This is a genomic window from Methanospirillum hungatei, from assembly GCF_019263745.1.
Classification (GTDB): Archaea; Halobacteriota; Methanomicrobia; order Methanomicrobiales; family Methanospirillaceae; genus Methanospirillum; species Methanospirillum purgamenti.
This window is the reverse complement of sequence record NZ_CP077107.1, coordinates 1,396,125-1,421,340: the sequence shown is the minus strand read 5'-3', so window position 1 is coordinate 1,421,340 and position 25,216 is coordinate 1,396,125. Positions and strand designations below refer to the sequence as shown.

General features: G+C 43.2%; 21 protein-coding genes and 1 tRNA gene. 18 read left to right on the top strand and 4 right to left on the bottom strand.

Features of this window, described 5'->3' with window-relative positions; translation table 11 throughout:
- The first annotated feature begins 16 nt into the window (after nucleotides 1-16).
- Nucleotides 17-166 carry a hypothetical protein gene (locus KSK55_RS06660; RefSeq protein WP_218608641.1) on the top strand — a complete coding sequence of 50 codons (150 nt, stop codon included), beginning with the start codon at nucleotides 17-19 and terminating at the stop codon, nucleotides 164-166.
- Between the two features lie 61 nt (nucleotides 167-227).
- Here the strand turns inward: KSK55_RS06660 and KSK55_RS06655 are convergent, their stop codons facing one another.
- The gene (locus KSK55_RS06655) at nucleotides 228-563 is read right to left on the bottom strand and encodes a hypothetical protein (protein ID WP_218608640.1); all 336 of its coding nucleotides are present in this window, start codon (nucleotides 561-563) and stop codon (nucleotides 228-230) included.
- Nucleotides 560-1,024, bottom strand: coding sequence for a hypothetical protein (locus tag KSK55_RS06650; RefSeq protein ID WP_218608639.1), 465 nt, complete (start codon nucleotides 1,022-1,024; stop codon nucleotides 560-562). Before KSK55_RS06650 ends, KSK55_RS06655 begins: the two co-directional genes overlap by 4 nt.
- A 205-nt stretch (nucleotides 1,025-1,229) precedes the next feature.
- Between KSK55_RS06650 and pglX the strand changes: the two genes are divergently transcribed.
- The 10 genes from pglX to KSK55_RS06600 all read left to right on the top strand — a co-directional run bounded on the left by pglX (nucleotide 1,230) and on the right by KSK55_RS06600 (nucleotide 17,006).
- Nucleotides 1,230-5,336: a BREX-1 system adenine-specific DNA-methyltransferase PglX gene (pglX, locus tag KSK55_RS06645; protein ID WP_218608638.1), complete on the top strand. Its 4,107-nt coding sequence runs from the start codon at nucleotides 1,230-1,232 to the stop codon at nucleotides 5,334-5,336.
- 76 nt (nucleotides 5,337-5,412) lie between these two features.
- Nucleotides 5,413-6,330: an AAA family ATPase gene (locus KSK55_RS06640; RefSeq protein ID WP_218608637.1), complete on the top strand. Its 918-nt coding sequence runs from the start codon at nucleotides 5,413-5,415 to the stop codon at nucleotides 6,328-6,330.
- Nucleotides 6,323-8,734, top strand: a complete 2,412-nt coding sequence (locus KSK55_RS06635) for a S8 family peptidase (RefSeq protein ID WP_218608636.1) — start codon at nucleotides 6,323-6,325, stop codon at nucleotides 8,732-8,734. The genes KSK55_RS06640 and KSK55_RS06635 overlap by 8 nt, the downstream gene beginning before the upstream one ends.
- 69 nt (nucleotides 8,735-8,803) lie before the next feature.
- Entirely contained in the window at nucleotides 8,804-10,243 is a 1,440-nt protein-coding gene (locus KSK55_RS06630; protein WP_218608635.1) for a deoxyguanosinetriphosphate triphosphohydrolase family protein, read from the top strand.
- A 67-nt stretch (nucleotides 10,244-10,310) separates the two neighbouring features.
- The gene (locus KSK55_RS06625) at nucleotides 10,311-11,030 is read left to right on the top strand and encodes a hypothetical protein (RefSeq protein WP_218608634.1); all 720 of its coding nucleotides are present in this window, start codon (nucleotides 10,311-10,313) and stop codon (nucleotides 11,028-11,030) included.
- Nucleotides 11,031-11,051: 21 nt separating this feature from the next.
- The gene (locus tag KSK55_RS06620; RefSeq protein ID WP_256664242.1) at nucleotides 11,052-11,546 is read left to right on the top strand and encodes a TBP family protein; all 495 of its coding nucleotides are present in this window, start codon (nucleotides 11,052-11,054) and stop codon (nucleotides 11,544-11,546) included.
- 43 nt (nucleotides 11,547-11,589) lie between these two features.
- Nucleotides 11,590-14,073: a PglZ domain-containing protein gene (locus tag KSK55_RS06615; RefSeq protein ID WP_218608632.1), complete on the top strand. Its 2,484-nt coding sequence runs from the start codon at nucleotides 11,590-11,592 to the stop codon at nucleotides 14,071-14,073.
- A complete protein-coding gene (gene brxL, locus KSK55_RS06610; protein ID WP_218608631.1) occupies nucleotides 14,063-16,132 on the top strand; it encodes a protease Lon-related BREX system protein BrxL in 2,070 nt (689 codons plus the stop codon). The genes KSK55_RS06615 and brxL overlap by 11 nt, the downstream gene beginning before the upstream one ends.
- A gap of 38 nt (nucleotides 16,133-16,170) precedes the next feature.
- Nucleotides 16,171-16,584: an EVE domain-containing protein gene (locus tag KSK55_RS06605; RefSeq protein WP_256664240.1), complete on the top strand. Its 414-nt coding sequence runs from the start codon at nucleotides 16,171-16,173 to the stop codon at nucleotides 16,582-16,584.
- Nucleotides 16,581-17,006: a DUF365 domain-containing protein gene (locus tag KSK55_RS06600; protein ID WP_218608629.1), complete on the top strand. Its 426-nt coding sequence runs from the start codon at nucleotides 16,581-16,583 to the stop codon at nucleotides 17,004-17,006. Before KSK55_RS06605 ends, KSK55_RS06600 begins: the two co-directional genes overlap by 4 nt.
- A gap of 34 nt (nucleotides 17,007-17,040) precedes the next feature.
- Here the strand turns inward: KSK55_RS06600 and KSK55_RS06595 are convergent, their stop codons facing one another.
- Both KSK55_RS06595 and KSK55_RS06590 read right to left on the bottom strand, forming a co-directional pair.
- Complete coding sequence (locus KSK55_RS06595) at nucleotides 17,041-17,307, bottom strand: hypothetical protein (RefSeq protein WP_218608628.1); 267 nt, start codon at nucleotides 17,305-17,307, stop codon at nucleotides 17,041-17,043.
- A gap of 746 nt (nucleotides 17,308-18,053) precedes the next feature.
- Nucleotides 18,054-18,125, bottom strand: a tRNA-Gly gene (locus KSK55_RS06590).
- Between the two features lie 126 nt (nucleotides 18,126-18,251).
- On the opposite strand from KSK55_RS06590, the gene KSK55_RS06585 reads away from it, so the two are divergent.
- The 7 genes from KSK55_RS06585 (at nucleotide 18,252) to KSK55_RS06555 (ending at nucleotide 25,100) form a co-directional block, all read left to right on the top strand.
- The gene (locus KSK55_RS06585; RefSeq protein WP_218608627.1) at nucleotides 18,252-18,872 is read left to right on the top strand and encodes a precorrin-2 dehydrogenase/sirohydrochlorin ferrochelatase family protein; all 621 of its coding nucleotides are present in this window, start codon (nucleotides 18,252-18,254) and stop codon (nucleotides 18,870-18,872) included.
- Complete coding sequence (gene hemA / locus KSK55_RS06580) at nucleotides 18,869-20,143, top strand: glutamyl-tRNA reductase (RefSeq protein WP_218608626.1); 1,275 nt, start codon at nucleotides 18,869-18,871, stop codon at nucleotides 20,141-20,143. The genes KSK55_RS06585 and hemA overlap by 4 nt, the downstream gene beginning before the upstream one ends.
- Nucleotides 20,122-21,099, top strand: coding sequence for a porphobilinogen synthase (gene hemB / locus KSK55_RS06575; RefSeq protein WP_218608625.1), 978 nt, complete (start codon nucleotides 20,122-20,124; stop codon nucleotides 21,097-21,099). Before hemA ends, hemB begins: the two co-directional genes overlap by 22 nt.
- Nucleotides 21,092-22,351, top strand: coding sequence for a glutamate-1-semialdehyde 2,1-aminomutase (gene hemL, locus KSK55_RS06570; protein WP_218608624.1), 1,260 nt, complete (start codon nucleotides 21,092-21,094; stop codon nucleotides 22,349-22,351). The genes hemB and hemL overlap by 8 nt, the downstream gene beginning before the upstream one ends.
- A complete protein-coding gene (gene hemC / locus KSK55_RS06565; protein WP_218608623.1) occupies nucleotides 22,336-23,223 on the top strand; it encodes a hydroxymethylbilane synthase in 888 nt (295 codons plus the stop codon). Before hemL ends, hemC begins: the two co-directional genes overlap by 16 nt.
- Nucleotides 23,216-23,968: a uroporphyrinogen-III C-methyltransferase gene (gene cobA, locus KSK55_RS06560; RefSeq protein WP_218608622.1), complete on the top strand. Its 753-nt coding sequence runs from the start codon at nucleotides 23,216-23,218 to the stop codon at nucleotides 23,966-23,968. Before hemC ends, cobA begins: the two co-directional genes overlap by 8 nt.
- Nucleotides 23,969-24,143: 175 nt before the next feature.
- Nucleotides 24,144-25,100: a hypothetical protein gene (locus KSK55_RS06555; protein WP_218608621.1), complete on the top strand. Its 957-nt coding sequence runs from the start codon at nucleotides 24,144-24,146 to the stop codon at nucleotides 25,098-25,100.
- Nucleotides 25,101-25,216: the final 116 nt, after the last annotated feature.

The window sequence follows — 25,216 nt, the reverse complement described above, 5'->3', positions numbered from 1 at the left end:
CAGGAGGTGAGTAATTATGGCAAAACCAATAGAAATCGGACTTGTCCTGGAAGGGGAAGATGCGAAAAAGTTCTATACCTACATGGATAATCCTACAATAACCAATAAAGGCCGTGAACTCATCAGAGAAGCGATTCGCCTTTCGAAATCCCAATCGTGCGAATGAGTCAGATACCTAGTTCGATACCAATGCGTTCTTTTTTTTAGATAAATATTCCACAATATTGTTATTTAACATGATAATTCAGAAGTTTCTCATATTCTTTATGGTCCAACCAATCAATAATCAGAGAGATTCTCCCTTGGTCATCAGTGAGTATCGCATAGATTAATCTCCACCTGTCATTGAGATCAATTTTCCACAGGTTATCGAACAATCGGTAATGTTTTGGTATACAAGCTTTCTTTATTTGTTTTCCAGCAATCGCATCCTGACTTAATTCATCAATTTTTTTACTAATGAGGTTATAAAGGAACTTCTCCTCATGTGTTCCTTCCTTCAGCTGATGAAATCTTTTTGCGGTCTTTTCATCGGCAAAAAAGATTTCAGATGGCTGTTTCATCGAATCTGAAGTTCGGGGCGGCTTCTATAGAATCCGGCGAGGACAGGATTATATGTCCAGCAGATACATTCATCGCGGTCAAGGAGTATTTTATTTGAATGATAAAGTTCGAGAAGGACATTTCGTGCAACCGTATGATTAATCCCCTTTGAATCAAGAATCTTACAAATCTGGGGGATTGTTTTATCTCCGCTCTCCTGTTTTATTATGTCAATTATAAGATTTTTTTGTTCTTCAGCCATTTTTTTAAATTCTATAGTTTCTGGTTTTTCAAGTTCTGGAAAGAACTTCTCTATGAGTGATGCCATATCACGCTCTGGAATGGGTTCAGAAGAATCATTGGTTGGTATATATATGGATTGCCTAATAAATCGTTCAATTATTTCTTTTTCACTAATATTATGACGGGTAGACCGGTTATGGATATTGTTACCAGTGTCAATGGTATCATCTTCCGTCATGATAATCACGTGTAATGGATGTTATATGCTCTGAATCTTTATCAAACTCTTCCTCAGATAAACAGATTTCTTTCGGTATCCTCATCTGGGTTCTCAACCAATGGTATTATATTATGGTGCGGGGTTTCGTGTCACTCCAGAGGTTTCGAATAAATTCTGATCTTATCTCCAATACATTTATTCTCTCAATAAGGAGGCCTTTCTAATGGATCCGGAGCAGAAGAAGATCCTCCGCCCGCTCTGTCTGAATCTTCGCCATATCCTTGAAGGATATTATGACACTGATGATGTCTGGCATGCCGGAGATCTGGAGCAGCGACTCAACTCACTTGGAATCTGGTGGGACCGAGATCCCCTACCTGCTGAGCAGCTAACTCATCTGTCACCCGAAGATAAAAACGCCCGGACCGTAATAGATGCCTATCTTGCCCTTCGTGACGAGGCTGGCATCGATCGCAAAGTAGCGGTGGAAGAATTCGTGCGGGAGACCGCGTACAGCTGGGCGAACCGTCTTCTCATCCTCCGGTGCATGGAATCACGAGGGCTCATCGACGAGGTGATCATCACCAAGGATTCGTATGGTGGTCGATCCCTGGCACTTAAACGGATTGCAGAGAAATCCCCCCAACTCTGTACCGGTCAGGATGGCGGACTGTTTGCCATGTTGGATGCGGCGTTTTCAGAACATGCAAAAACCCTGCCTGGCATTTTCGACCCCCAGGCTCCGGGTGTTGCTCTCCGGCCATCTGTAGCGGCTCTGAAAGAATGCATCGCTCTCCTCTCCGGAACCCAGGCGGTGAGCGGAAAGATAATCGCTGACGATTCCGTCTTCTCCGCTCCTGATGCCCTTGGATGGGCATACCAATACTGGAATGGAGAAGAGAAGGACCGGGTCTTTGAACAACTCCGGACAAAGAAGGGGAAGAAGATCGAGGGTGCAGCCGAGATCATCCCGGCCACCCAGCTTTATACCGAACCGTACATGGTCAAGTTCCTGGTGCAGAACAGCCTGGGAGCGATCTGGATGCAGATGCACCCGGAGTCTAATCTTTGTTCCTCCTGGGAATACTATGTGAAGGACGCTGACCGTGCTCCGGTGAAGCAGAAGAATGTTGCATCAATAACGTTTCTCGATCCTGCATGTGGATCCGGGCATTTCCTCATCGAAGCGTTTGATATCTTATACCAGATGTACGAGGCAGAAGGGAAGGTGACGGAACCGGATAAGATATGCAAAGGAATCCTCTCCCATAATCTCTTCGGGATTGATATCGATGAACGGGCCGTTCAGATTGCCCGTGCAGCCCTCTGGATGAAAGCGGCTACCCAGGTCTTTGAATTTACCGGGACACCGAAGAACCTGGTTGCGACAAACATCCGGCTTCCGAAGGAAAAGGATCACCTTGCTGAATTTTTAGCCAAACATCCTGAAGATAAACCACTTTCAAAGGCTCTTGAAGCAATCTTTGATGGCCTGGCCCATGTTGATGAACTGGGAAGCCTGGTGCAGATCGAAGAGCCGGTAAAGAAAGAGTTAGAGGTTATCCGGAAGGGCCTCGGTGGTCAGGCAACCTTTGGCGGGGAATTATCCGGACAGACCATGCTGATGGCTCCGAAGAGCACCGGGGAGTACGAGGAATGGCAGGCCGGGGTGATGGACCGGATTCGGGAGCAGTTTTCTGCGGAAGCAGAACGGGCGAACCCGACTGAGCGTTTCTTCTCGCAGGCTGCCGTGCAGGGGATGCAGATCGTAGATCTCCTGTCAAGACGGTACGATGTGGTGGCTGCGAATCCCCCGTATATGGGCTCGGGAAACATGGGGTCGATGCTCAAGAAGTATGTCGAGAGACATTATTCGGAAGGGAAACGCGATCTTTATGCAGCTTTTATTCTTCGAAATCTTGGGCTTAATAAGAAGGGTGGTAAGGTAGCGATGGTCACCCAACAGTCGTGGATGTTTCTTGGGACATTTTCAAATTTTAGAGCAAGATTTGAAGAAAAAGGCAAAGATGTATCAAATTATAACTTCAAAGGATTATTGAGAGAAAGTTCAATTGAATTATTAGCTCATCTTGGGCCACATGCTTTTGAAGAAATTGGTGGGGAAGTTGTTAGTACTGTATTATTCATCCTATCAAACCAGACTCCACATGAAAAGCACGAAATCCTTACTTATCGATTAACTGGTTGTTGTAATGCAGCAGATAAACAAAAAGGATTGATTAATAAAAATGTTAGTGACATAAAAAAAATTAACCAACTAATTTTCACAAGAATAGAAAATTCTCCTCTAGTATACTATTTAGAATATCCTTTAATCGAGATACTAATACATAATCAAAAACTGTCTTCATTGTCCCAATCCAGACAAGGATTAGCATCAGCAAACAATGCTCGATTTGTTAGATTAATTCATGAAATTAATTACAAAAATACCTTAAGATGGGTAATTTTCGTAAAAGCAGGTAGATTTCAAAAATGGACGGGATTAGAAAATTATCTAGTGGATTGGGGTTCCAACGGTTCCCGAATAAAAAACTCTGTTATCGAAAAATATACCTATTTGAAAGGGGACTATGCTTGGGTTGTAAAAAATGAAAGTACTTATTTTAAGGAAGGATGGACATATACAAAAGTTGTTAGCGGATTAGGATTTAGAAAGTTAAATTCTTGTATTTATTCGCATGGCAGCAATAGTGTCTTTTTTAATGAAGATTTTTCGGATAGTTTATTTTATATTGGGATTTTAAATTCACATTTATCAACATTTTTTGCTAGGGCTATTTCTCAAAAACTGGGGTTCGAATCGGGTTACATTGAGCGTTTGCCAATTCCATCTTTAAATAGTTTTAAGAATTTAATAAGTAGATGCGTAGAAATAGCTCTTTTTTATAAGGGAAAAAATTGTGCTACAGAGTTACTAGAAAAATCCTATAATTTTAGAGAAAAATCAATTCTTGATGAATTAATAATCATAATTGTCGAAGGGATAATTGAAAAATTATCCTTTGAATCCTTTGAAATTGATGAAAGTTCTCAGGATTTGATCATTTATGAAACCGGAACTCCTGCCGGCTGGTTCCCTCTCATCACCAACTACGATTCTCTCCCTTCTCTTCCAGATGATATCCCTAAACTTCCCCAGGAAGTTATTGATTATCTCATTACCCACCACCGAATCTCCCTCAATGACTCAATAAAACCCCGCCTCCGCTCCCTCTACGAAGCCGGACCGGGAGCGAAGGAGGACGAGCCCGAAGAACCCGCCGGAGGCGATGAGGAAGAAACCGTTGTTGGTGCCCGGATCCCCATCCCTGCCGAAACCTTTCTCGAAGAACTCTCCCAGAAACTGGAGATTCACCCCATCTCTATTTACTGGCTCCTTCAGGAAGGTATTGCTGAAGGCTGGCGGTGTATTCCCGAGGAACAGCGGATCCTTGCCGACCGGTACACAGTCCTGATCCTCCAGATGCTTGGTCACCGGTGGCCGAAACAGATCGAGGCGGGTGAACCGGTCCCGGCCTGGGCTGACGATGATGGTATCATCCCGATCACCGGGGGATGTGGAGAGTCGACCCTGCTTGAACGGGTTCGGGAACGTCTGACCGCAGAAGGTGAGGATCTCCGGGAAGCGGAACGATACTTCACCGAGGTCATGGGCTCATCCCTGGAGGCCTGGCTGACAACCACGTTCTTCAAACACCATACCAAGCAGTTCAAGAAACGGCCGGTTGCCTGGCAACTGCAGAGTGGAGCCTTCACCAAGAAGAAAACCCCAGCATTTGCCTGTTTTGTCTATTATCAAGCGATGAACCAGGACACGATCCCGAAGATCCGGAGTCAGTATGTGGGAACGCTCAGGCAGCGGTATGAGACACAGCTTCGGGACCTTGAAGGGATATCAGACCGGAGTGAAGACCAGGACCGCCGGGTTCGAGAACTTTCAGAACTCATTGGAGAACTGAAAGCGTTTGATAAGAAACTGGAAGAGCTGGCAAAGCAGGGGTTTGCCTGCAAAAAACTTGAGGAGATTGTAAGGGGTGAATCCCTTGATAATTGGTGTTCTATCGACGGCGTTAAACCATTCCCATCTGATGCTGCAGGATTCCTGGCCCAGGAACAGGCGTATGTTCCGGATATCAACGACGGGGTCAGAGTGAATGTTGCTCCGGTCCAGAAGGCAGGGGTACTGGCTGCGGATGTGATTGCAAAGAAGGATGTGGAGAAAGCGATCGCAGACCGGGCTGAATGGCGGGCTGATGAACGGAGATGGTGCCGGGAAGGGAAATTGCCGAAGTGTGGGTGGTGGTGATGGGGGATGGAATTTCGATGCATGAATTATCATATTGTTACAATAGCTGGTATAGAGTAATTAATGAAGGGGAAATATGAGGAAAAAACAGCCCGATATATCTGATAGAACGTTAAGCGATAATAATTTTGGACAATTAATTCGAGAATCCAATTCGAATCACTACTCTTCGAATTATAAAAATCATCAAGTTCCAAAAGATACAGAACGTGGATTTGATTTATTAGATATTAACTCCCCTCTAACCGATTGGTCGAGCTTAATTTTAGCAATAGATACTCAGAACTCAATTGAACAGATCATCACAGAAAGAAAATTTGCAGATAATCTCGCTAAATATGGATTGAAACCAAAACAAAAACTATTATTTACCGGTCAACCGGGGACAGGGAAAACATCATCAGCCGAGGTTTTAAGCTTCAAACTTTCCCTTCCTCTTGTTACGGTAAATTTTGAATCGGTAATCTCTTCATATCTTGGTGAAACGTCGGCTAATTTAAAACATATCTTTGATTTTATAAGTATTGGACAATATGTAGTTCTTTTTGATGAATTCGATATTATTGGTAAAAAACGGGATGATCCAACTGAACATGGTGAGATTAAACGTGTAGTAAATAACTTCATGCTTATGTTAGATCATTTCAAAGGCAACTCAATTATTATCGCAGCAACAAATCATGCCCATTTATTAGATGTTGGAGTGTGGCGACGATTTGATGATATTATTTTTTTTGACTTGCCTTCTGTCAAAAATAGAGAAAGGATCTTTGAGAAATATCTTAAGATGGTTCACCTCTCTGACGAAGTAAATATTGAAAAGATTGCAAGATCCGCTTCGTATTATTCAGGTTCAGATATTGAACAGGTTTGCGTCGCAGCGATAAAAGAATGTATATTGAATAATCGCACCACAATTGAACTATCTGATATTAAAGATGCAATATCTCGACAAAACAAGAGAAAAGGTTTCTTGAAGGGATCTTATGCCTGAACATTTAGATCTAGTACACTATCGGCCGCTATCAAAAAGACGAAAAGGAAGACCTGGGATAATTTCAACTCATATTAATAGAAATGAATTTTTTGCTCAAATAAATCGAGATATTGAATCAGTCCGTACTCACTTTAATACTGATCCAAACCATATTGAAGGATTTCCTCATCTTTTTGAATTAATAGTAAATCAATCATCGATACATGAACAGTCTTTCACCACTTTTCTTAAGAGAATCGATATTAATGTTATATCACCGAATCCTCTAAAAAAAGGTACATGGATTACTTCAACAACTGATATCTCATTCTCAAAATTTTATAAAAAATGCGCAACATATTCTCAGGAAGAAAACAGGTACAAAGAATTTGGAGCAATAGGAAATATTCGAAAAATATCTCCTGAAAAAAAGATTGGGAAAAAATTACAAAAAAATCCTTTACTTACAGATAGTTATGAAATAATTGATATTGAATTATGGAGATTGGAGAGAGCCTACTTAAATAAAATTATTGATAAGATTAAAATTTATGTGTTAGATAGGGGAGGGGATTTTTTAGATCAATTCATATCAGAAACCTTTGCATTGGTTAAGTTAAGAATTAATAAGGAAATTTTCTCAACTCTTCTTCAATGGGACGAGATTTGCAGAATCGATCGGCCAAACAAACCGTTATTATCCTTACATACACTTCCCTGTTCAATCAAGAATTTACCAGTCCCAAAACAACTGAAAGAAGGTTCCCCTTCTGTTCTTATGATTGATAGTGGGGTTCGCTCAGGTCATCCCCTATTGATAAATTCAATATATCACGAATATACATGTAATACAGCCGTTGATCCTCCAATTATTACAGAAACGGCAGGAGACTCTTCAGGTCATGGAACTGAAGTTGCCGGGATCATATTATATGGTGATCTTTATGAATCTCACCGGTCAGAAAATTACTCTCCAGTTTGCAGATTAATTTCAGCGAAATTGCCATACTCTGATACAAATGGATCTCTTGATGAAGTGTCTATTGAAGAAAACTCAATATTTGAAAAGTGCCTTGAATATTTAATTACTCAAATTCTTGAAAAACACCCAGAAATAAGATTAATTAATTGTTCCTTTAATCTTGATAATCCTGATAATTATGATGAAACACTTGATCTTGATATGACTTATGATAATCATCTCTCCCCTTTGTCTGCTCTTATCGATGAATTATCCAACAAATTTGATTGTATATTCGTATGTTCAGCTGGGAATTCGTATCCTACCGATTATCCTGAAAGATATCCTGATTATCTATTAGGTGAGTACGAAGATTATAACATCAGATCTCCTGCAAATTCAGCTTATGCTGTGGTTGTGGGCTCCATTGCTCAGGAATATTCTTTTTATGAAGGAACTCCTGAAAAAATTATGGTTAAAAGCAACGCGGGGTATCCTTCTCCTTTTACGAGCATCGGCCCTGGATATGGTAAGATGATCAAACCCGAGTTTGTTCACCAGGGTGGTGATATTATTTATTCAACCATACCAGATGAAGAAGGTGAGTATGCTTTAGAAGATGGAGTTCTTGTTCTCGAACCTAATTGGATAACAAAAGGGAATTTTTTAGGGAAAGATATTGGAACCAGTTTTTCAACACCCTATATCACTCATTATTACTCACAATTGTTCGCTAAATTCCCGTCTTATTCGGCAAATCTACAAAAGGCATTGCTCTTTTCTTCAGCTGATTTTCCAGATGAATTGCCAACTCAATATTTGAAATATAAAGATAGCAATACTGACAAAGAATTATCAAAACTTCTTCATATCTATGGATATGGAAAACCATCAATTCAAAAAGCATTACTTTCTGATGACCATTCCGTGGTGCTAAAAAAAGTCAATTCCATTTCACTGGATCATGTGCAATTTTATACAATATTTCTGCCTTCAGAATTCATCACTACGAAGGGAAAAAGAACGATATCGGTATCATTAGTATATAATCCTCCTACAAATAGAAACCGCATCGATTATCTTGGTAACATGCTTTCTTTCAGGTTATTCAAAAATATCTCTGTAGATGATCTAAGAAAATCAGCCTCATTTTTAAATCAGGATGAAAATGAAGAAGATAATGAAACAAACGCATTAAAAAAACATGAAATTGAATTATACCCTAAGACAAATCTTAGAAAACGCAGTATTCATCAGAAAGGGATACGAAAATTTCAAAAAAAGCCTGATATTAATCCGTTATACCCCCTTATAGTTGCTGTAACTGCTCATAATAAATGGATTACAAATCCGAGATATAAACAAGACTATGCTATTGTGGTCCGATTAACTCACCAAGCGGAAATTCCGTTGTACGTATCATTAAGAGAAAAAAACACAGTAAGAGTAAGAATCCGGTGATTTCATTTTCGTATGTTTATCATCAACTAACCTAATTTTAGATGAATTCGAATCTTGGAAGTTAAGATAATGAAGAATAATCAAACTCAAAAAAGATTGCATCCATTAGCTGCAAAAGATGGAGACCCGTATAATCGGCGTATTCACGTAGAACCTAAGAAAGAGCCTGAATCCTTACGGATGCAAGAGCCACGGAACTCATTTCATCGTGATAGAGACAGAATCCTGTATTCACGTTCGTTTAGACGGATGATGCATAAAACCCAGGTGAGTTTTACCGGTGAGATGAATGAACATTTAAGAACACGACTTACCCATACACTTGAGGTTGCTCAGATTGCTCGATCTTTAGCTCGGGCAGTAGGTGTTCATGAAGATCTTACTGAAGCCATAGCTTTAGGGCATGATGTAGGTCATACTCCTTTCGGCCATATCGGAGAAAGAACCCTTTCTGGTTTTTTATCTGGAGAAGATGCACATATCTGGGTAAAATCAAAGCTTGATCCAATAGGTCAAATAAATATTGGCTTTAAACATAACTATCAGAGTGTTCGTTTACTTTCAGAAAGAGAGAAAGGGTACTTTAGTTTTTCTGGGTTGAATTTAACGATTCCTGTATTAGAAGGTATATTGAAACATTCAAAACTAAAATATCGAGAATCAAAATATAATGTCGAATACGAGGGGATATCAGATAATGAAGATTTTTATATGCAAAATTCTTTTGCATCTACAATTGAAGGACAATTAGTTAGTCTTGCTGATGAAATTGCTCAGGTAAGTCATGATGTTGAAGACGCAATAGAAGCTAATTTTGCAAGTAAAGATATTATACTCCAACAAATTGAAGATCAAATAAAGAATGGAAAATTATCAAAACTGCTATCAGATTATCCACAAATTGAAAATCTGATTGATAAAAACTCCCATAAATTAAAACCCCAATATTGTAAGGAGTTTGTCAGTATATTGATTGGAAATATCGTGTTACATTCAATCGAAAGAATTCAACAAAAGATGGAAGATTATTACAAAATACGTAATCAAAATACAATTTATCAAGATAAAACAACTTTTTATCCCATAGATATGGATATATGTTCAGAAAATGCAATTTTGAAAAGTAATCCAATATATCTATTTTTAAAGGATATTCAAGAGAGATACATCGTAAATGATTATTCTGTGATAAGTGAAAATGAGAAAGGGAGATTTGTAATAAGGCAACTGCTAAAAGCCTACCTCTCAAATCCACTACAGTTGCCAGATTCTGTTCTTCTCTATTATTCAGTTAATTGTAAAATTGAATCTATTGGTAAATTATTGTTGAAACAAAAAAGCTTGGAGATGAATATCCGATACATATCTGATATTAACGATGAAAAAATGAGAAAACTAGTAGTATATGATCCGTTATTTTTACGCACAATCTGTGATTATATCTCCTCAATGACTGATTTATTTGCAATTTCTGAGTATCAGAGGTTATATGGGATGAAGATCTCATGATATTTCGAATATCAATAAATATTGAGGTTTACTCACATCAAAATTGTACTCTTTTATGGTAACTTGAATGAGAGATAATGAACTTTCATTAAGAAAAGAGGATTTAATTTCAATTGGTGTTGAGAGTATTAATCAAATATATGATCTTTTACCAACTCCCATATCTAAAGATGTTATTCTAGATGACCATCTTTATAATATATACCAAGAATCTTATCGATGTTTGTGTTTCTCTCTTTTTGATGCTGGAATAATTCTGATAGGACAATTACTTGAAAAAACTTTGAAAATAATTATTCTCTTGAAAACTGGAGAAGTGAAAACCGGTACAATGGGAAGTGCTATACAATATGCTTTCAACAATAATTTATTATTTTTAGAGGATATATCATTTTTAAGATTTTTTACAAAGAAATTCCGCAATCCCTATACTCATCTGAATCTTAAGGAGATTATTGGATATCATCCAATCCCTATCTTTAAATATTCAACAGGGAAGACCATTGAAGATTTAATTTACAATACTCAATTAATCATGAAAAAAATTAGAGAAGGAAAAGTAAATCCCCATTTTGTCGATGCATCAAGTGATTCTTTATTAGCTTCAATGGTGAAACCAGAAATTGATAAGAAAAAAGCATTATTTTGTGCATGGATTGCATATATGAAATTTGAAGAAATGGCAAAAATTTACATAAAGCCAAAAGATTTTGAGAACTATATTGAAAAATTTGGTTCTCCTTATGATAAAATTGCATCAATAACCACGAACGAAGATTCAGATTAGGCTATGATTATCACAAACATCGTGGCATCGGGAGATTTGCACCAGTCTGTTGACCTTGATACGCTACGGTCCCTTGGTTCTATCTATATTTATAATACTGAAAAGTATCATGGGGGATATATCTTGCTCTCCTCCTGCAAGGCTACAGTGTATAGATCTGGAAAATACATCTTTACTGGGCTGAAAAATCCCGATATACTTATTGAAACCTGGAAAGAATTCATTTCGTTACTTACATCATATGTCAATACGTCTTTAGCAGAATCACCAATTATAAGAAATATTGTCATTCTTGAGAACTATGGAGAGAAAATTAACCTTACACACATGTGTAATAGTGCATCGATGGAAAATGTTGAATACGAGCCTGAACAATTCCCAGGTCTTATCTACCGGATGAAACATGGGACTGCTCTGATTTTTTCAAGTGGGAAAATTGTAATCGCAGGTGTAAAATCAATAGATGAGGCTAAAGATTCATATGCGAATCTAAAGTCAATTTTGGATACTATGTAAGGGATGAAGAACAAAATATGTATTCATTAATAGGGCTAGCCATATGACATCGGCTTCAGATAACAACAAAACATTTCACTCCTGGTTATCTTCAATTATCTGTCCGTACCTAAATGACGAACATGGTTGGGTTCTCTGGTATGATAGCCAGGGAGAATGGAAAGATATCCTTAAAAAATTCTCGTCTGATAGCAATATAGAATATTGGGACGGAGAGGAAATACATGAACTCAATATTCGATATACCCTCAATCAGGAACCTCATCGCCCCCGGATTATCCGACTACCTATCCAAGATAATGAAATGACCTGGTTTGCTATCGAAGCACTCAAAGCACCTTGTACAAAACAATTACGATTAGCCGAGGCTTTACGTTCATTTGGAGCAGAAATTCCCTGGGACCAAGAGCAGAAGATGGGAGAAACCCTCAAATCTTACGCCCTTCAGTGGTTTGATGAGACAAAAGATGTATGGACCAGAAGCGGATCGGACAATATTATTACCGATGCCAGGGTCCTGGAAATAATTGGGAGTCCAACCTCCCGTTTATCTGATCTGAAACAGGATGAATTCATCCTATTATCAAATCGACTAGTACACGAATTCGGTCTGCCTGAACCCACCTTAGAAGATGAAAAAAAATGGAGACGTGAAGTTGTCGCAACTCTCCTGTGTACAGAGATCGCACGACAATACCCCGGAAAGAATCCTGGGGATAGCCACCGGGTAATTCCTGAAGGAAAGATTCGGGAAAAAACCCTGAAAAATATACTGGATACCTGGAAAAACACCGTTCCATATTTTGAGACATATGAACGAATCGTATTAGAAGCCGAACGACTTACCAGCATCCGTTCGATTGCACCCGATATCCCTGACAATGCTGAGCCATCGTCATCATATCACATCGAACGTGAATTATTTCGCAGAGAGATCTCATCACTAATTTCCACTCAATCAATACAGGATCTTGCACAAATCCTTTCAAAAAGAAAAGAATGGTACCAATCTCATACCGATTCTTTCTTTGGGAACCGTGCATCAGTTGATCATACTGTTTGGTGGAGTCATCTGTTAAAATTAAGTTCTATAGCCCAGACTCTATTGGTTGGAAATGCCATCAATCCGTGGTCTTCTGTTATGCAGGCCATTGAATGGTATACCCAGTCTGGTTATACCATCGATGAAGCTGGTGAATTACTATTTGAAGAAAAAGAAGAGTTCTCCGATGATATCAATGAAATAAGGGATCGATTAAAGCGACTTTACCTCCAGATTGTATCTCATATTGGCTCGCTCTTCTCAGAACGTCTCGCTCATGACTGTAATGGGATCTCAACACTCGAGACCGCTGGTGAAAAGGCAAATAATCTTCTTCAGCTCCAAAAAGGTCCTTTGGTTTTCATATTTCTTGATGCCCTACGATATGATCTGGGTGTAAGACTAGCCGCAATGCTTAACCAGGGTGAAGGGGGACAACGTGCTCAGGTCCATTATGCCCGGGCTTCACTTCCCAGTATCACCATGATCGGGAAACCCCATTCACTCCCTATTTCTTCCTCTCAATTGAAAGTATCATTCGATGAAACTAAAGGGAATTTTACCGTAACAACGAACGACTTCCTAAAAGATCTTACCGTTGCGGGTAATTGGAGGGACTGGTTTTCCCGTTCTCTTGGGGTAAAACAGTTTATGTTAATGGATGAGGTCTTAAGTGGGGATATCAAAAAGCCAAATAAAAACAATCCGATGATGGTTGTTGAGGGGGGAGAACTCGATGCAAGTGGAACCATTGGAGAATTGAAACAAACCGGTGCAGAGAACCTTCTCAGGCGATATACAAAGGGAATAAAAAAGATACGGGAAAAAGGATGGAACCGTTTTGTAATTGTCACCGATCATGGATACTTCCATTGGCAACCTGGCGAAGATGATATCGAGACTATTGAAAATAACGGAAATATCCTTTGGCAATCAAGACGAGCAGTTGTTGGCAGAAATTTGAGTTCTACAAAATCTCTCATCCTTCCTGCCTCTGGATCTGATCTGACGGTTCGTGTCCCATGGAGTACAAATGCCTTTAAAACATATGGAGGGCTTGGATTTTTCCACGGTGGAGCCACCCTTCAGGAGATCATTATCCCGGTAATTTATGCAGAATGGCCTCAAAAAACTACTGAGATCACCATCGTTCTAAAACCCGTTCAGTTTATTACAAGCCTGACACCTCGGGTTCAAATTGAAGATGGGGGGCAGAAACGATTGTTCGGAGCTGATGAATCCCTTTCTGGCCGAACTGTTCTGGTAAAAGTGAGAGATAAAGAGGGAAGAGTGGTCTTTAAACAGAAAGAACCAATATCTGTTAATCCCGGTGGAGGAGTTCAGACCATACAACTTGAACTTGTCCCAGGTGCTCCAGCTCTTCTTTCCGGCGAATATCTTATGGTATGTGTAGAAGACGCCGAAAATGAACAACGATTGGCAGAGGAACAAGTGGAATTGAGGCAGGATATCGATGACTGGTGATTTACCCGATACCTTGGATCAGAAACTTATCGAAGCGTTTCCTGGTCGTGTAGTCAGAAAAGATTTGGTCCATAAATTAAAAGTCGGGTTTACCATCCCGGTATACGTTCTTGAGTACCTTCTTGGAAAATACTGTTCAACAACAGATGAAGAAGAGATACGGAAAGGATTGGAACTGGTTCACAGTACAATCAATGAACGAGTAGTCAGGGCAGACCAGACCGAACTTATAAAATCACGACTTCGTCAGTCTGGCTCAATGAAAATCATTGATCTTGTCACCGTATCATTTGATGAGAAGGATCTCGGCGGAAAATATTGGGCACAACTTGCTACTTCAGGTCTATCGAAAGTTCATATTGATGAAAAAATTGTCATGGACAATGAACGGGTATTAACCGGAGGTATCTGGTCTAATATCGAACTTATTTACGATGAAACGATAGTTCATGGAGGAGTAACTCGGCCATTTGTTATCAAACGAATACAACCGATCCAGATCGCAAGTGCCAGGTTGGAAGACTGGATTGAAGGGAGAAAGCAGTTCACTCGCGATGAATGGGTTGATATTATCCTTCGTTCCATGGGGTATGAACCCAATCACCCTGATTTTACTTGGCGTGTGAAAATGCTGATTCTTCTCCGCCTCATACCAATGGTTGAGAAGAATTACAACCTTATCGAACTAGGTCCCCGTGAGACTGGGAAATCTTTTGTTTATCGGGAAATATCCCCTTATGTCATGCTCCTTTCCGGAGGACAAGGATCAGTAGCTGATCTTTTCGGATGGAAGAACCGAAAAGACAAACCCGGACTTGTAGTAAAAAATGATGTAGTTGCTTTTGATGAAGTAGCCGGCTCTCATTTTAAGGATGAATCTAACAAGCAGATGTTTAAGGGGTATATGGAACAGGGTTCATTCTCACGGGGAGATGATAAGGGAACCCTTTCCGCTGAAGGTGGCATTGTTTTCAATGGTAATATCGATGGCGACGTGGAATCAATAGCCCGTACAACTCATCTTTTTACTCCTCTCCCTGAAACAATACGAAATGATACGGCATTTCATGACCGGTGGCATGGGTATTTACCCGGCTGGGAGATGCCAAAATTAATTCCGGATCATTTAACCACACATTTAGGATTTGTTGCCGATTATTTTGCTGAAATCTTTCACAATAATCTCCGCCCATTAAATTATACCTACCAATATGAAGAATTCTTTAAATTTGGTTCTGCAAGTAAACGTGATGAAAAATCCGCAAAGAAAACAATATCCGGTCTGATGAAACTCATTCATCCAGATGGAAAATGCTCAAAAGAAGAAATGGCTGAATATGTGGCTTTTGGACTTGAGATGCGACGAAGAGTGAGAGAACAACTGAAACGTATTAATCCTCTGGAATTTTCTAAAGTCAATCTTTCCTATATCGACAAAGAAACAGGAGAAGAGTTTTATGCGGAATGCAAGGAACTGGGAGTATCTAAATTGATTCCAGAAACCCCTCTTTCTCCTGGAGACATATTCACAATTGGATGGGACAATGGCCTGGGGAGAGTCGCACTCTTTCGGATACAAGTTGCAGGAACCACGGGGTCTGGGAAATTAAAACTGGTAGGAATTAGTTCAAAATCCATAAAGGATTCTGCACAAATGGCTCATAATTATCTGAAAGTGAATAGTCGAAAACTTGGGCTTGAACATGACATTGATAGTTATGATCTCAGTATCCAGGTCATGAGTCCGGGACATGGAACCGATTCACCAGATCTCGGAGTGGCGTTTTTTACCTCAATGTTGTCAGCAATTGTCAACAAACCCCTGGCAGGGGGGATGGTTGTCCTGGGCGAGATGACGATTCATGGTGTTTTAACCAGAGTCGAGCATTTGGGGGATAGAATACGTGTTGCAATGGATGCCGGTGCAAAACAGGTTCTCATTCCAACAACGAATGCAGCTGATTTTGGTAACATTCCTCCAGAACTACTGGATAAGGTTCAAGTCACCTTTTACTCAGAACCTATGCAAGCAGTATTTAAAGCTCTGGCAACAGAATAGGATAAAGAATGAAATATTTGGTGGCTTCTTCAAACAGAATGAATTCCGAGATTACAGATAAAAAACTAATCTGGGGTATTCCGAAAAGGAATAAAAATCTACATGAGCGGGTATCTCTTGGAGATAAAATTCTTATGTATGTCAGGCAGGAACACGAAGGCGTTATGATTCTTCCTCCTGCAATATCCGGAGCATATGAAGTAGAAGCGAAGTTTGAAGAATCAAATGCAATATTTTCAATACCTTCCCATATGGGTGAAGAACTTTTTCCTTACCGATTCAGATTAAAACGAATATCTGTATATACTCCCCCGATTGATTTCAAACCTCTCATTGATTCGCTTGATTTTATCACCAATAAGACAAAGTGGTCCGGGCATCTTCGTGTTGCAATGCGTGAAATACCGAAAAGTGATTATGATAAGATAATTACATCAGGGAAAAAGAAATGACGGAAATTATTGGTGTTACTTTTCCGATACCGAAGTCCTATATGGGGCGGTTTTTTAAGGGAAAAACAGTATTCATTAAACCCGCAACCTGCTTCAAAGAAATTCAACCGGGTATGAAACTGGTTTTTTATCAATCACGAGAAGATACAGGGTTTGTTGGTGAAGGGGTTATCGCCGAAATCGCTTTTGATGAAAATCCCCTAAACTTTTTCACAAGATTCGGAAATAAGATATTTCTGTCATCTGATGAAGTAAATCAATATTTGGAATATCAAGATCATTGGAAAAGTACAAGACGTCGGAAAGGAAATGTGAAAAAGAAACCCTGGATGGCCCTTGTATTAAAGGATATCAAACAATATTCGAATATAGAAAAACCTGAACGATTTGTTCCAGTTGGTGGTCAGTATATCCGGAAATGACACGGGTGATAAGAACGGATCCGGCTGGATGTAATTATGCAGTTACTGACTGCACTATCTTATCATCGTCCCGTGTGAGAAAATCAGGATGGATATATCTCCTAAGGTCTATGAGTCCCGTACATTGTGGAAACCTATCATTGTTGTTATACATTCGTTGATAATTAAAAAACATGGATACTGATGAATTCCCATGAACATATTCAGGAATACAGATCTCTACTCCTGGTAGGGTGAGCCCGGATCCCATGCCTGGTTTCAGGATATTGTACATGACCGCTGGACGGTGATTCAGTCTCACCACCATTTTCTTCTTTCTCACGCTCAAGGGCGTATCAATAGGGTAGTGAATCACTCGGATTACTTGTTCGGTTGCTTGTTCGGTTACTCGTATCGGCTGAAAAAAGTAAATTTCACCGCACCTTTCCAGATGGGAAACGATGTCTTATTGTACCAGTTCAGGCAGAAACCGGTGGAGACCTTCAAGGAGCCTGTTGAGATTAAATCGCTGATCCCGGAACCTGCGTTTGTCACGGAAAAAAATATGGTCCGGTCCCTTCATTCTCCTCAACCAATTATCTCCAACAGAACCCTGGCTCTCCACTTTTCCCCCATCCAACTCGGTCGCCGCTTCGCGGCTCCCTCACACCCCCCCTAGCAACCCCGACATCAAAACCTCTTAAATCCCTCCGAAAACTCAGAAATCTTGCTCCCTCATACTCCCTCGCTATCTAAACCCTACCTTCTCCCCTATAAACCCCCTGTCCGGAATCACTTCCGCCCACCTCGTGAAGGGAGGGGTTTCTATGCAGCTCCGGAAATTCGACGACCCAAAGACAAAAAAAATCGTTATCATTTATAAACCCGAGGCTAGGGGCACCCAGGTACAAGCCTAAAGAGAGTCTATAGTATACCTTTCTCAAATACCCAAAACTCGTATCAATAAAAAAATATCCTGAAAACAAGCCTTAATTACGAAAAAACGCCTTCTATAAAAAAACAACACCGAAACAAACGTGCAAAAAAGGGGACAGTATACGAAATGAGTGCGCTGACCGGGACTCGAACCCGGGTTTAGGCGTTGGCAACGCCTAGTGATAACCACTACACTATCAACGCAGTTGCTCTACATCGTCAGCTCTGTGAGTAAATAAATCTGCCGAAATCGCTCTGGCTCCGGTTCGTATGAACAATGTCAGGAATAATTGGACAGATTGATATTTTCTACCTACAAAACTCATACGAATGATTCCCCTGATGATTGACTTTACCGGAAAGAAAGTAATCATTTTCGGGGGAGGGGTAGTCGGAGCCAGAAAGGCACGATACTTCGCACATGAAGCAGACGTCGTCGTATACAGTCGTTCTTTTCACCCGGAGTTTCAGGAAATCCCGGTCAGAACGGAGGTCTGCAATCTGACCAGAGACCTTGAAACCCTGCGAAATATGATTCACAATGTATCACTGGTCATCGCTGCCACATCAGATCCTGAATTAAACGAACTGATTGAAAGCGCCTGCACCCGTGAACATATCTGGTGCAATGTAGCGGCGGGGAAACAAAGTGATGTCGTCCTTCCGGCAAAGATATCTGGGAACCGGTATGTCATCGCGGTCAGCACCTCTGGTTCGGTCCCGGCAGTATCCCGGCTGATCCGTGAAGAGATCGAGAATACGTTTCCTGATCTTGATGATCTCATTCTCCTGGGCGAATGGATCCGGGACACGTACCGGGGGGATCGGACCGGTACCGATTCATATGATACTGTCCTGTATGCTGCTCTCCGTGACCCTGAAACAAGAAAATCCCTTACAAATGGAATGAATGCAGCCCAGGAATATGTACAGAGGAGATTTGCTATATGACTCATGCGCTCTTTTCTCCGTTCACCATAGCAGGAATATCTCATCATTCTGCATCGGTTGCAGACATGGAATCGGTCCGGTTTCCTGATGAAGAGGCATTCCTAATTCGTGCAGGGGAGTGGTTTAAAGGAGTCATCCTGCTGCAGACCTGTAACCGGATAGAGATCATGGTGCACGGGAGTGCAGATCTCCTTGGCACATTTCTCGAGAGTGAAGGAAGGGCCGGGTGGCAAATGTGGGAGGATGGAGATGCCTTATCCCATCTTCTCGATCTCGCAGCCGGTCTTGACTCGATGGTCATCGGTGAGGACCAGATCCTGGGACAGCTCAGAAAATCCCTGAGCCAGTCTGAATCGATGTCGGTTGCTGACCCTCTGATCACCCTCTGTATTAACAAGGCAATCCATGCCGGGTCCGAGGCCCGGAGAATGAGTGGGATTAACCGGGGTGCAGTATCGATCGGGTCTGCAGCGGTTCTGTTGGCTGATGAACTCCTGGGTTCGCTTGCAGGCCGGCACATCCTTGTCCTGGGGACCGGAGAGATGGGGGTTCTCGTCACCCAGGCACTTGCTGCGAAACAGTTATCTGCAATTTATGTTGCGAACCGGACATTTGACCGGGCCCAGCGACTTGCTGAGAAGGTTCACGGGACGGCAGTTCTGATGGGAGATCTCTACCGGTATCTGACGATGTCTGATGTCATCATCTGTTGCACCGCTGCTCCTCATCCGGTTATCAAAGTTGATGAGGTGATGGAAGCACTGAAGGGACGGTCATGGCCGCTTGATAATTCCCGCCGTCCGCTCCTGATTGTAGACATTGCCCAGCCACGGGATGTTGAGGAGGATGTCGGGAAAATCCCTGGAGTCTGTCTGTACACGATAGATGATCTCCGGAAAGTCAATGACGATACCGCACAGTTCAGAAAAGAAGCGGCTGAGAAGGTCCGGGAGTTTCTTGACCAGGAGCTGGTTCAGTTTACCCGGCTCTTTAACCGGAAGGCAGCAGATGAGCTCCTGGCAACATTGCACAGCTGGGCTGAGCAGATTCGCATCAGGGAGCGGGATAGAGCTCTCAGCAGGTTGTCAGGGTGTGATGACCGGCTTCGTGATGTGACCGATGATCTGACACGGGTGCTGACCAGGAAACTGCTCACCGATGTCACCCTCACTATCCGGACCTGTGCTGAACGGGGAGAGATGAAGATTGCAGAGGACCTGGTTGGTGCTATTACCAGAGGAGAGATGTTATGTTCCCGCACGTACGATTGAGAAGACTTCGCAGACGGAAGATTATCCCGCTGCTTGCAGAGACCCATATTGGGAAAGATGACCTGATTGCACCGCTCTTTTTTGATGAGAACATAGCAGGGCCGGTTCCGATTCAGGCAATGCCCGGACAAAACCGCTGGCCGGTCTCTATGGCCGGGGATGTTGTAATACGGCTGAAGAGAGCCGGTATCCGTGCCGTTCTCCTGTTTGGTATCCCGTCCGTCAAGGATGCAGAAGCCTCAGGAGCATATGCACCGGATGGGGTTATCCAGCAGGTGACCCGGGCAATGAAACAGGCATGTCCTGATATGGTCATTATCACTGACCTGTGTGCCTGTGAATATACCGATCACGGGCACTGTGGATATGTGGGCGAGTGTTGTGACGGGCCAAACCTTCTGAATGATGCATCGCTTGAGATGATGCAGCGGATTGCTGTCTCGCAGGCAGAAGCAGGTGCAGATATTGTCGCTCCCTCCTGTATGCTGGACGGCATGGTTGCTGCCATCCGGGAAGCCCTTGATGATTATGGGCATCAGGAAGTCCTCATCATGTCATACTCCTCGAAATTTGCCTCCGCCCTCTATGGTCCGTTCCGTGAAGCGGCGGGTTCTGGGTTTTCATTCGGGGATCGGACCGGGTACCAGGCTCCGGTCTCAAACCGCCGGGAAGCATATCGGGAATCTGAACAGGATGCAGCAGAAGGTGCAGACATTTTGATGGTCAAACCGGCAGGGTGGTTTGGGGATATTATTACTGACATTAAACAACTCGGCCTTCCGGTTGCAGCATATCAGGTATCAGGAGAGTATTCCATGATCCGGGCTGCAGCAGAGAAGGGCTGGCTTGATGAACGGCGGGTCGTTATGGAAAGTCTGGTCTCGCTTAAACGGGCGGGTGCAGACCTTATCATAACCTATTTTGCTGAAGATATATGCAGGTGGCTTGATGAATAATTGTGAAAAGAGCAGGGAATATTATACCACTGCCAGGGAGCTGATGCCTGGTGGTGTTTCAAGTCCGGTCCGGGCAATACAGCCACACCCCTTTTACACAGTACGGGGAGTTGGCTCCCGGATATATACTGCAGACGGGATTGAACTGATCGATTGCTGTGGGGCATACGGACCTCTGATTCTGGGTCATGCCTGTAAACCGGTTGGAGTTGCAATCTCTTCTGCCCTGAGTGACGGCTGGCTGTATGGCACCCCGACTCCGGCAGAGATAGATCTGGCGCAGATCCTTATTGCTGACCATCCGTCCATTGAGATGGTCAGGTTTGTCACCACCGGTTCTGAAGCGACCATGGCAGCAATCCGGCTTGCACGGGGATATACCGGAAAGAGTGAAATCATCAAGACAGAAGGCGGATTTCACGGAGCTCATGACGGAGTCCTTGTCCAGGCAGGGTCAGGATGTACAACCCTTGGTCAGCCTGATTCTGCAGGAGTTTTGTCAGATATCGTGCGGCACACGAGGCAGGTTCCATACAATGACACCGAGTCACTCGTCTCTCTGGTGGAAAAATGCGGTGATGAAATCGCTGCGATGATCCTGGAACCGGTGATGGGAAACATCGGCCCGGTCCTTCCAAAGCCCGGATACCTGCAGGAGGTTCGGAAGATAACTGCTGAACATGATATCCTGCTCATCTTTGACGAGGTCATTACCGGATACCGGGTGGGTATTGGTGGAGCACAGAAACTCTTCGGGGTAACGCCGGACATCACTACTCTGGGTAAGATAATAGGCGGAGGACTCCCCCTATCAGCATTTGGCGGGAAGAGAAAGATCATGGAACGTATCGCACCTGCCGGACCGGTGTATCAAGCTGGAACTTTCTCCGGAAACCCGCTCAGTCTTGCAGCGGGTGTTGCAGCACTCCGGGAGATTCATGCACGAAAGGAGATGTATACCCATCTTGATAAGGCGACTACCGTGATCGGGGAGTCATGCCAGGGGAAAGCGGGCTCATTTGTGAAACTCGGATCCATGTTCAAGTTCTTCTTCCGCTCATCGCCTCCTGAAAATTATGCCCAGGCAAAAGAATCAGACACGATAAAATTCCGGGCATTCTGGGAGAAGATGCTGGAAAAGGGGATCTTTTTACCCCCGTCACAGTTTGAGACGAACTTTTTGTCGGCTGCTCATTCTGATTCGGATGTTGAATACCTCTCTTCAGCGTATGCATCATGCCTCTCCGCGTAGGAACCAGGGCATCACAACTTGCCAAAGCCCAGGCAGTAAAGGTCTGCACCCTGCTTGAGGAACTCGGGGTTGAGACGGAGATGGTATTCATCTCCACTGCAGGGGATGAACAGACAGGAGTCCCCCTTCATGAGATCGGCGGGCAGGGAGTATTTGTCCGGGCACTTGACGATGCACTGGAGCAGAATAAGATTGATCTTGCCGTTCACTCGATGAAGGACATCCCTGCAGAGCGGCCATCAGGTCTGGTTACGTCTGCCATTCTTGCCCGTGATTCGCCGTGTGACTATATCGTCACTGACCTGAAGCTGGATGAAATCACAACACTTGGCACATCCAGCACCCGGCGGACCGCCCAGTGTCGTCGCAATCTGCCCTGGGCTGATATCAGACCACTCCGGGGGAATGTGAACACACGGCTCTCCAAACTGCAGATAGGTGAGTATGATGCCATCATGCTTGCAAAGGCTGGTCTTGAACGACTGTCCATGACGCTGGACGGGTTTCAATTGGATCCTCATGTGCACGTTCCCTCCCCAAACCAGGGGACCATTGCGGTGGTATCACGGACAGACCCGGATATTACTGGTATAGTATCCCAAATCGATGACTATGGGACCAGGATGGATACCATGCTTGAACGGCGGGTTATGGAGATGATTGGGGGCGGATGCTTCACCCCGCTTGGGATCTATTGCAAGGACCGGATGATGATTGCAGAAGTTCTCTCTCTTGAAGGTGACCGCCACTTCAGGCTTGAACGAATGGTATCAGATATTGACGATGCAGGCCGGTTCGGTATGGAAGTCAGGGAGAAGGCAGGAGATCTGATAAGCGAAGCATACGAGCGGCTGGGAATTACACATGGATAAGAAAGGTACGGTATATCTGGTAGGATCAGGTCCGGGTGGACTGAGCCTCATGACAAAACGGGCACGGGAAGTTCTGGATCTGGCTGAGGTCATCCTCTATGACCAGCTCCCTGGTGATGAGATTCTGGCTAGCCTTCCGGCCCATGCTGAGAAAGTAGATGTCGGAAAGTACGGGGATCATCACACCCGCGAGCAGGATGAGATAGAACAGCTTATGGTCTCCTATGCAGAGCAGGGCCGGAGTGTTGTCAGATTAAAAGGAGGAGATCCGTTCCTGTTCGGACGGGGGGGTGAGGAACTGGAGACATTAAGGGCGCATAATATATCAGTGGAGGTTGTCCCTGGTGTGACCAGTGCCATCGCTGTTCCTGCATCGGTTGGAATACCGGTAACTCACCGGAAATTTGCATCACAGGTAACCATCCTGACCGGTAATGAGGATCCCACAAAGAAAGAATCAGCTATTGACTGGGACTGGCTTGCAAAGTCACGAGGCACCATCGTCATCCTGATGGGTGTCAAAAACCTCGGGAAGATAGCGAAATTTCTCGTGGATCACGGGATGGACGCTGCAACACCGGTTGCCGTGATTGAGCGCGGGCTTCGGCCTGATCAGCGTGAAACGATTGGAACCCTTGAAACAATAGCAGAACGTGCGCAGGAACGAAAGGTCAGGCCCCCCGCAGTGATAGTAATCGGTGGCGTGGTCTCACTATACACCGGTGAGCATGTCATCCCCCGGTAACCTCATTTTTCCGATTATCAGAATTGATGTCCCCGGCGCCGGTAACAGAGGCATTCATAGGGCATTTTCCTTTTTGTAAAAAACACTGTACTCTGGATATTTCCTGACAACAAGCCTTATAAGGTCACATATGAGAGTATGTTTCATCACAAGGCAATACGCCTTGAGGAGTGGAATGATGAGAACCTTCTGGAAAATTAGCATCACATGTCTGATGCTCATCGTATGTGCTCTGGTGGCATTACCGGCCTCAGCTGAAGAAGTTAGTGTACTCAGTGAACAACAGGCATCACTCTGGCAGGGACAGACCTCCCAGGTGTATGAGGTTACTTTGAACTGTCCGGGAACAGCAACAGTCACCTCGAGTTATGGAGCACGGTTTGATCTGTATGCAAAGAAGAAATGGGGGTCAGCCTCCTGTCCGTCACCAAACTCAATCCTGTACAACTATGACAAGGTTGCGTACGGATATAGCGGAACTGCATCAATGACTCTTGAAGCAGGAACCTGGTGTCTGGTCGTATACGGATACTCAGGAAGCGGTTCATATTCGCTCCGGGTGACCTCTAACTGTCCATATCCGACTCCATATCCAACTCCCTACCCCACACCCTACCCGACTCCCTGTGGCGTCTATAAATCTGATACCCGTCAGGGATTCTTAAACCAGGGCCAGGCAGCAGTGTATGGATATTACATCCCGACTGATGGAAGATCGAAAATTGAGTGGTCAATGAGTTCAACCAGTTCTGGTGGAAGCACACCAATCATCGTCGCTTCTGCTGGTCAGTCTGTTGAAAGTAGTTCTTATGGAAGCAGCACCTTTGACCTGTATGTCTTTAAAGACTGCAATCCACGGAACTCATACTGCAACACCCGGTACTACTCCTATGGCCCGAACGCCTATGTTTCAGTAGCTCCACCATCCAGTGGTTCAACCTACTATGTGATGGTCTATGCCCGCAGCGGCAGTGGTACCTACAACCTGAAGATGAACAGCTACAAGTGTAGTGGCAGCACTCCAATCATCGTGGCCTCCACCGGAATGGAATCAGTATCAACTGCATCTGATGATACCGGATCAGGTTCAGAAGTATCAGCCCCAACTGCAGAAATTGTCATTGCAGAATGATTGGGATGTATTAATTTCCGGAAAACCTTTTTTTTGTTCCGGAAAAAATTCGGAACGACGGCCTGAAAAGCTTTAATCATATCTCGTAGATAGTATCAAACAGAACAAGGCATCGG

Coding starts and splice junctions, on each gene's coding strand:
- KSK55_RS06660 (WP_218608641.1), top strand. CDS start 17: ATGGCAAAACCAATAGAAATCGGACTTGTCCTGGAAGGGGAAGATGCG.
- KSK55_RS06655 (WP_218608640.1), bottom strand. CDS start 563: ATGAAACAGCCATCTGAAATCTTTTTTGCCGATGAAAAGACCGCAAAA.
- KSK55_RS06650 (WP_218608639.1), bottom strand. CDS start 1,024: ATGACGGAAGATGATACCATTGACACTGGTAACAATATCCATAACCGG.
- pglX (WP_218608638.1), top strand. CDS start 1,230: ATGGATCCGGAGCAGAAGAAGATCCTCCGCCCGCTCTGTCTGAATCTT.
- KSK55_RS06640 (WP_218608637.1), top strand. CDS start 5,413: ATGAGGAAAAAACAGCCCGATATATCTGATAGAACGTTAAGCGATAAT.
- KSK55_RS06635 (WP_218608636.1), top strand. CDS start 6,323: ATGCCTGAACATTTAGATCTAGTACACTATCGGCCGCTATCAAAAAGA.
- KSK55_RS06630 (WP_218608635.1), top strand. CDS start 8,804: ATGAAGAATAATCAAACTCAAAAAAGATTGCATCCATTAGCTGCAAAA.
- KSK55_RS06625 (WP_218608634.1), top strand. CDS start 10,311: ATGAGAGATAATGAACTTTCATTAAGAAAAGAGGATTTAATTTCAATT.
- KSK55_RS06615 (WP_218608632.1), top strand. CDS start 11,590: ATGACATCGGCTTCAGATAACAACAAAACATTTCACTCCTGGTTATCT.
- brxL (WP_218608631.1), top strand. CDS start 14,063: ATGACTGGTGATTTACCCGATACCTTGGATCAGAAACTTATCGAAGCG.
- KSK55_RS06605 (WP_256664240.1), top strand. CDS start 16,171: ATGAATTCCGAGATTACAGATAAAAAACTAATCTGGGGTATTCCGAAA.
- KSK55_RS06600 (WP_218608629.1), top strand. CDS start 16,581: ATGACGGAAATTATTGGTGTTACTTTTCCGATACCGAAGTCCTATATG.
- KSK55_RS06585 (WP_218608627.1), top strand. CDS start 18,252: ATGATTCCCCTGATGATTGACTTTACCGGAAAGAAAGTAATCATTTTC.
- hemA (WP_218608626.1), top strand. CDS start 18,869: ATGACTCATGCGCTCTTTTCTCCGTTCACCATAGCAGGAATATCTCAT.
- hemB (WP_218608625.1), top strand. CDS start 20,122: ATGTTCCCGCACGTACGATTGAGAAGACTTCGCAGACGGAAGATTATC.
- hemL (WP_218608624.1), top strand. CDS start 21,092: ATGAATAATTGTGAAAAGAGCAGGGAATATTATACCACTGCCAGGGAG.
- hemC (WP_218608623.1), top strand. CDS start 22,336: ATGCCTCTCCGCGTAGGAACCAGGGCATCACAACTTGCCAAAGCCCAG.
- cobA (WP_218608622.1), top strand. CDS start 23,216: ATGGATAAGAAAGGTACGGTATATCTGGTAGGATCAGGTCCGGGTGGA.
- KSK55_RS06555 (WP_218608621.1), top strand. CDS start 24,144: ATGATGAGAACCTTCTGGAAAATTAGCATCACATGTCTGATGCTCATC.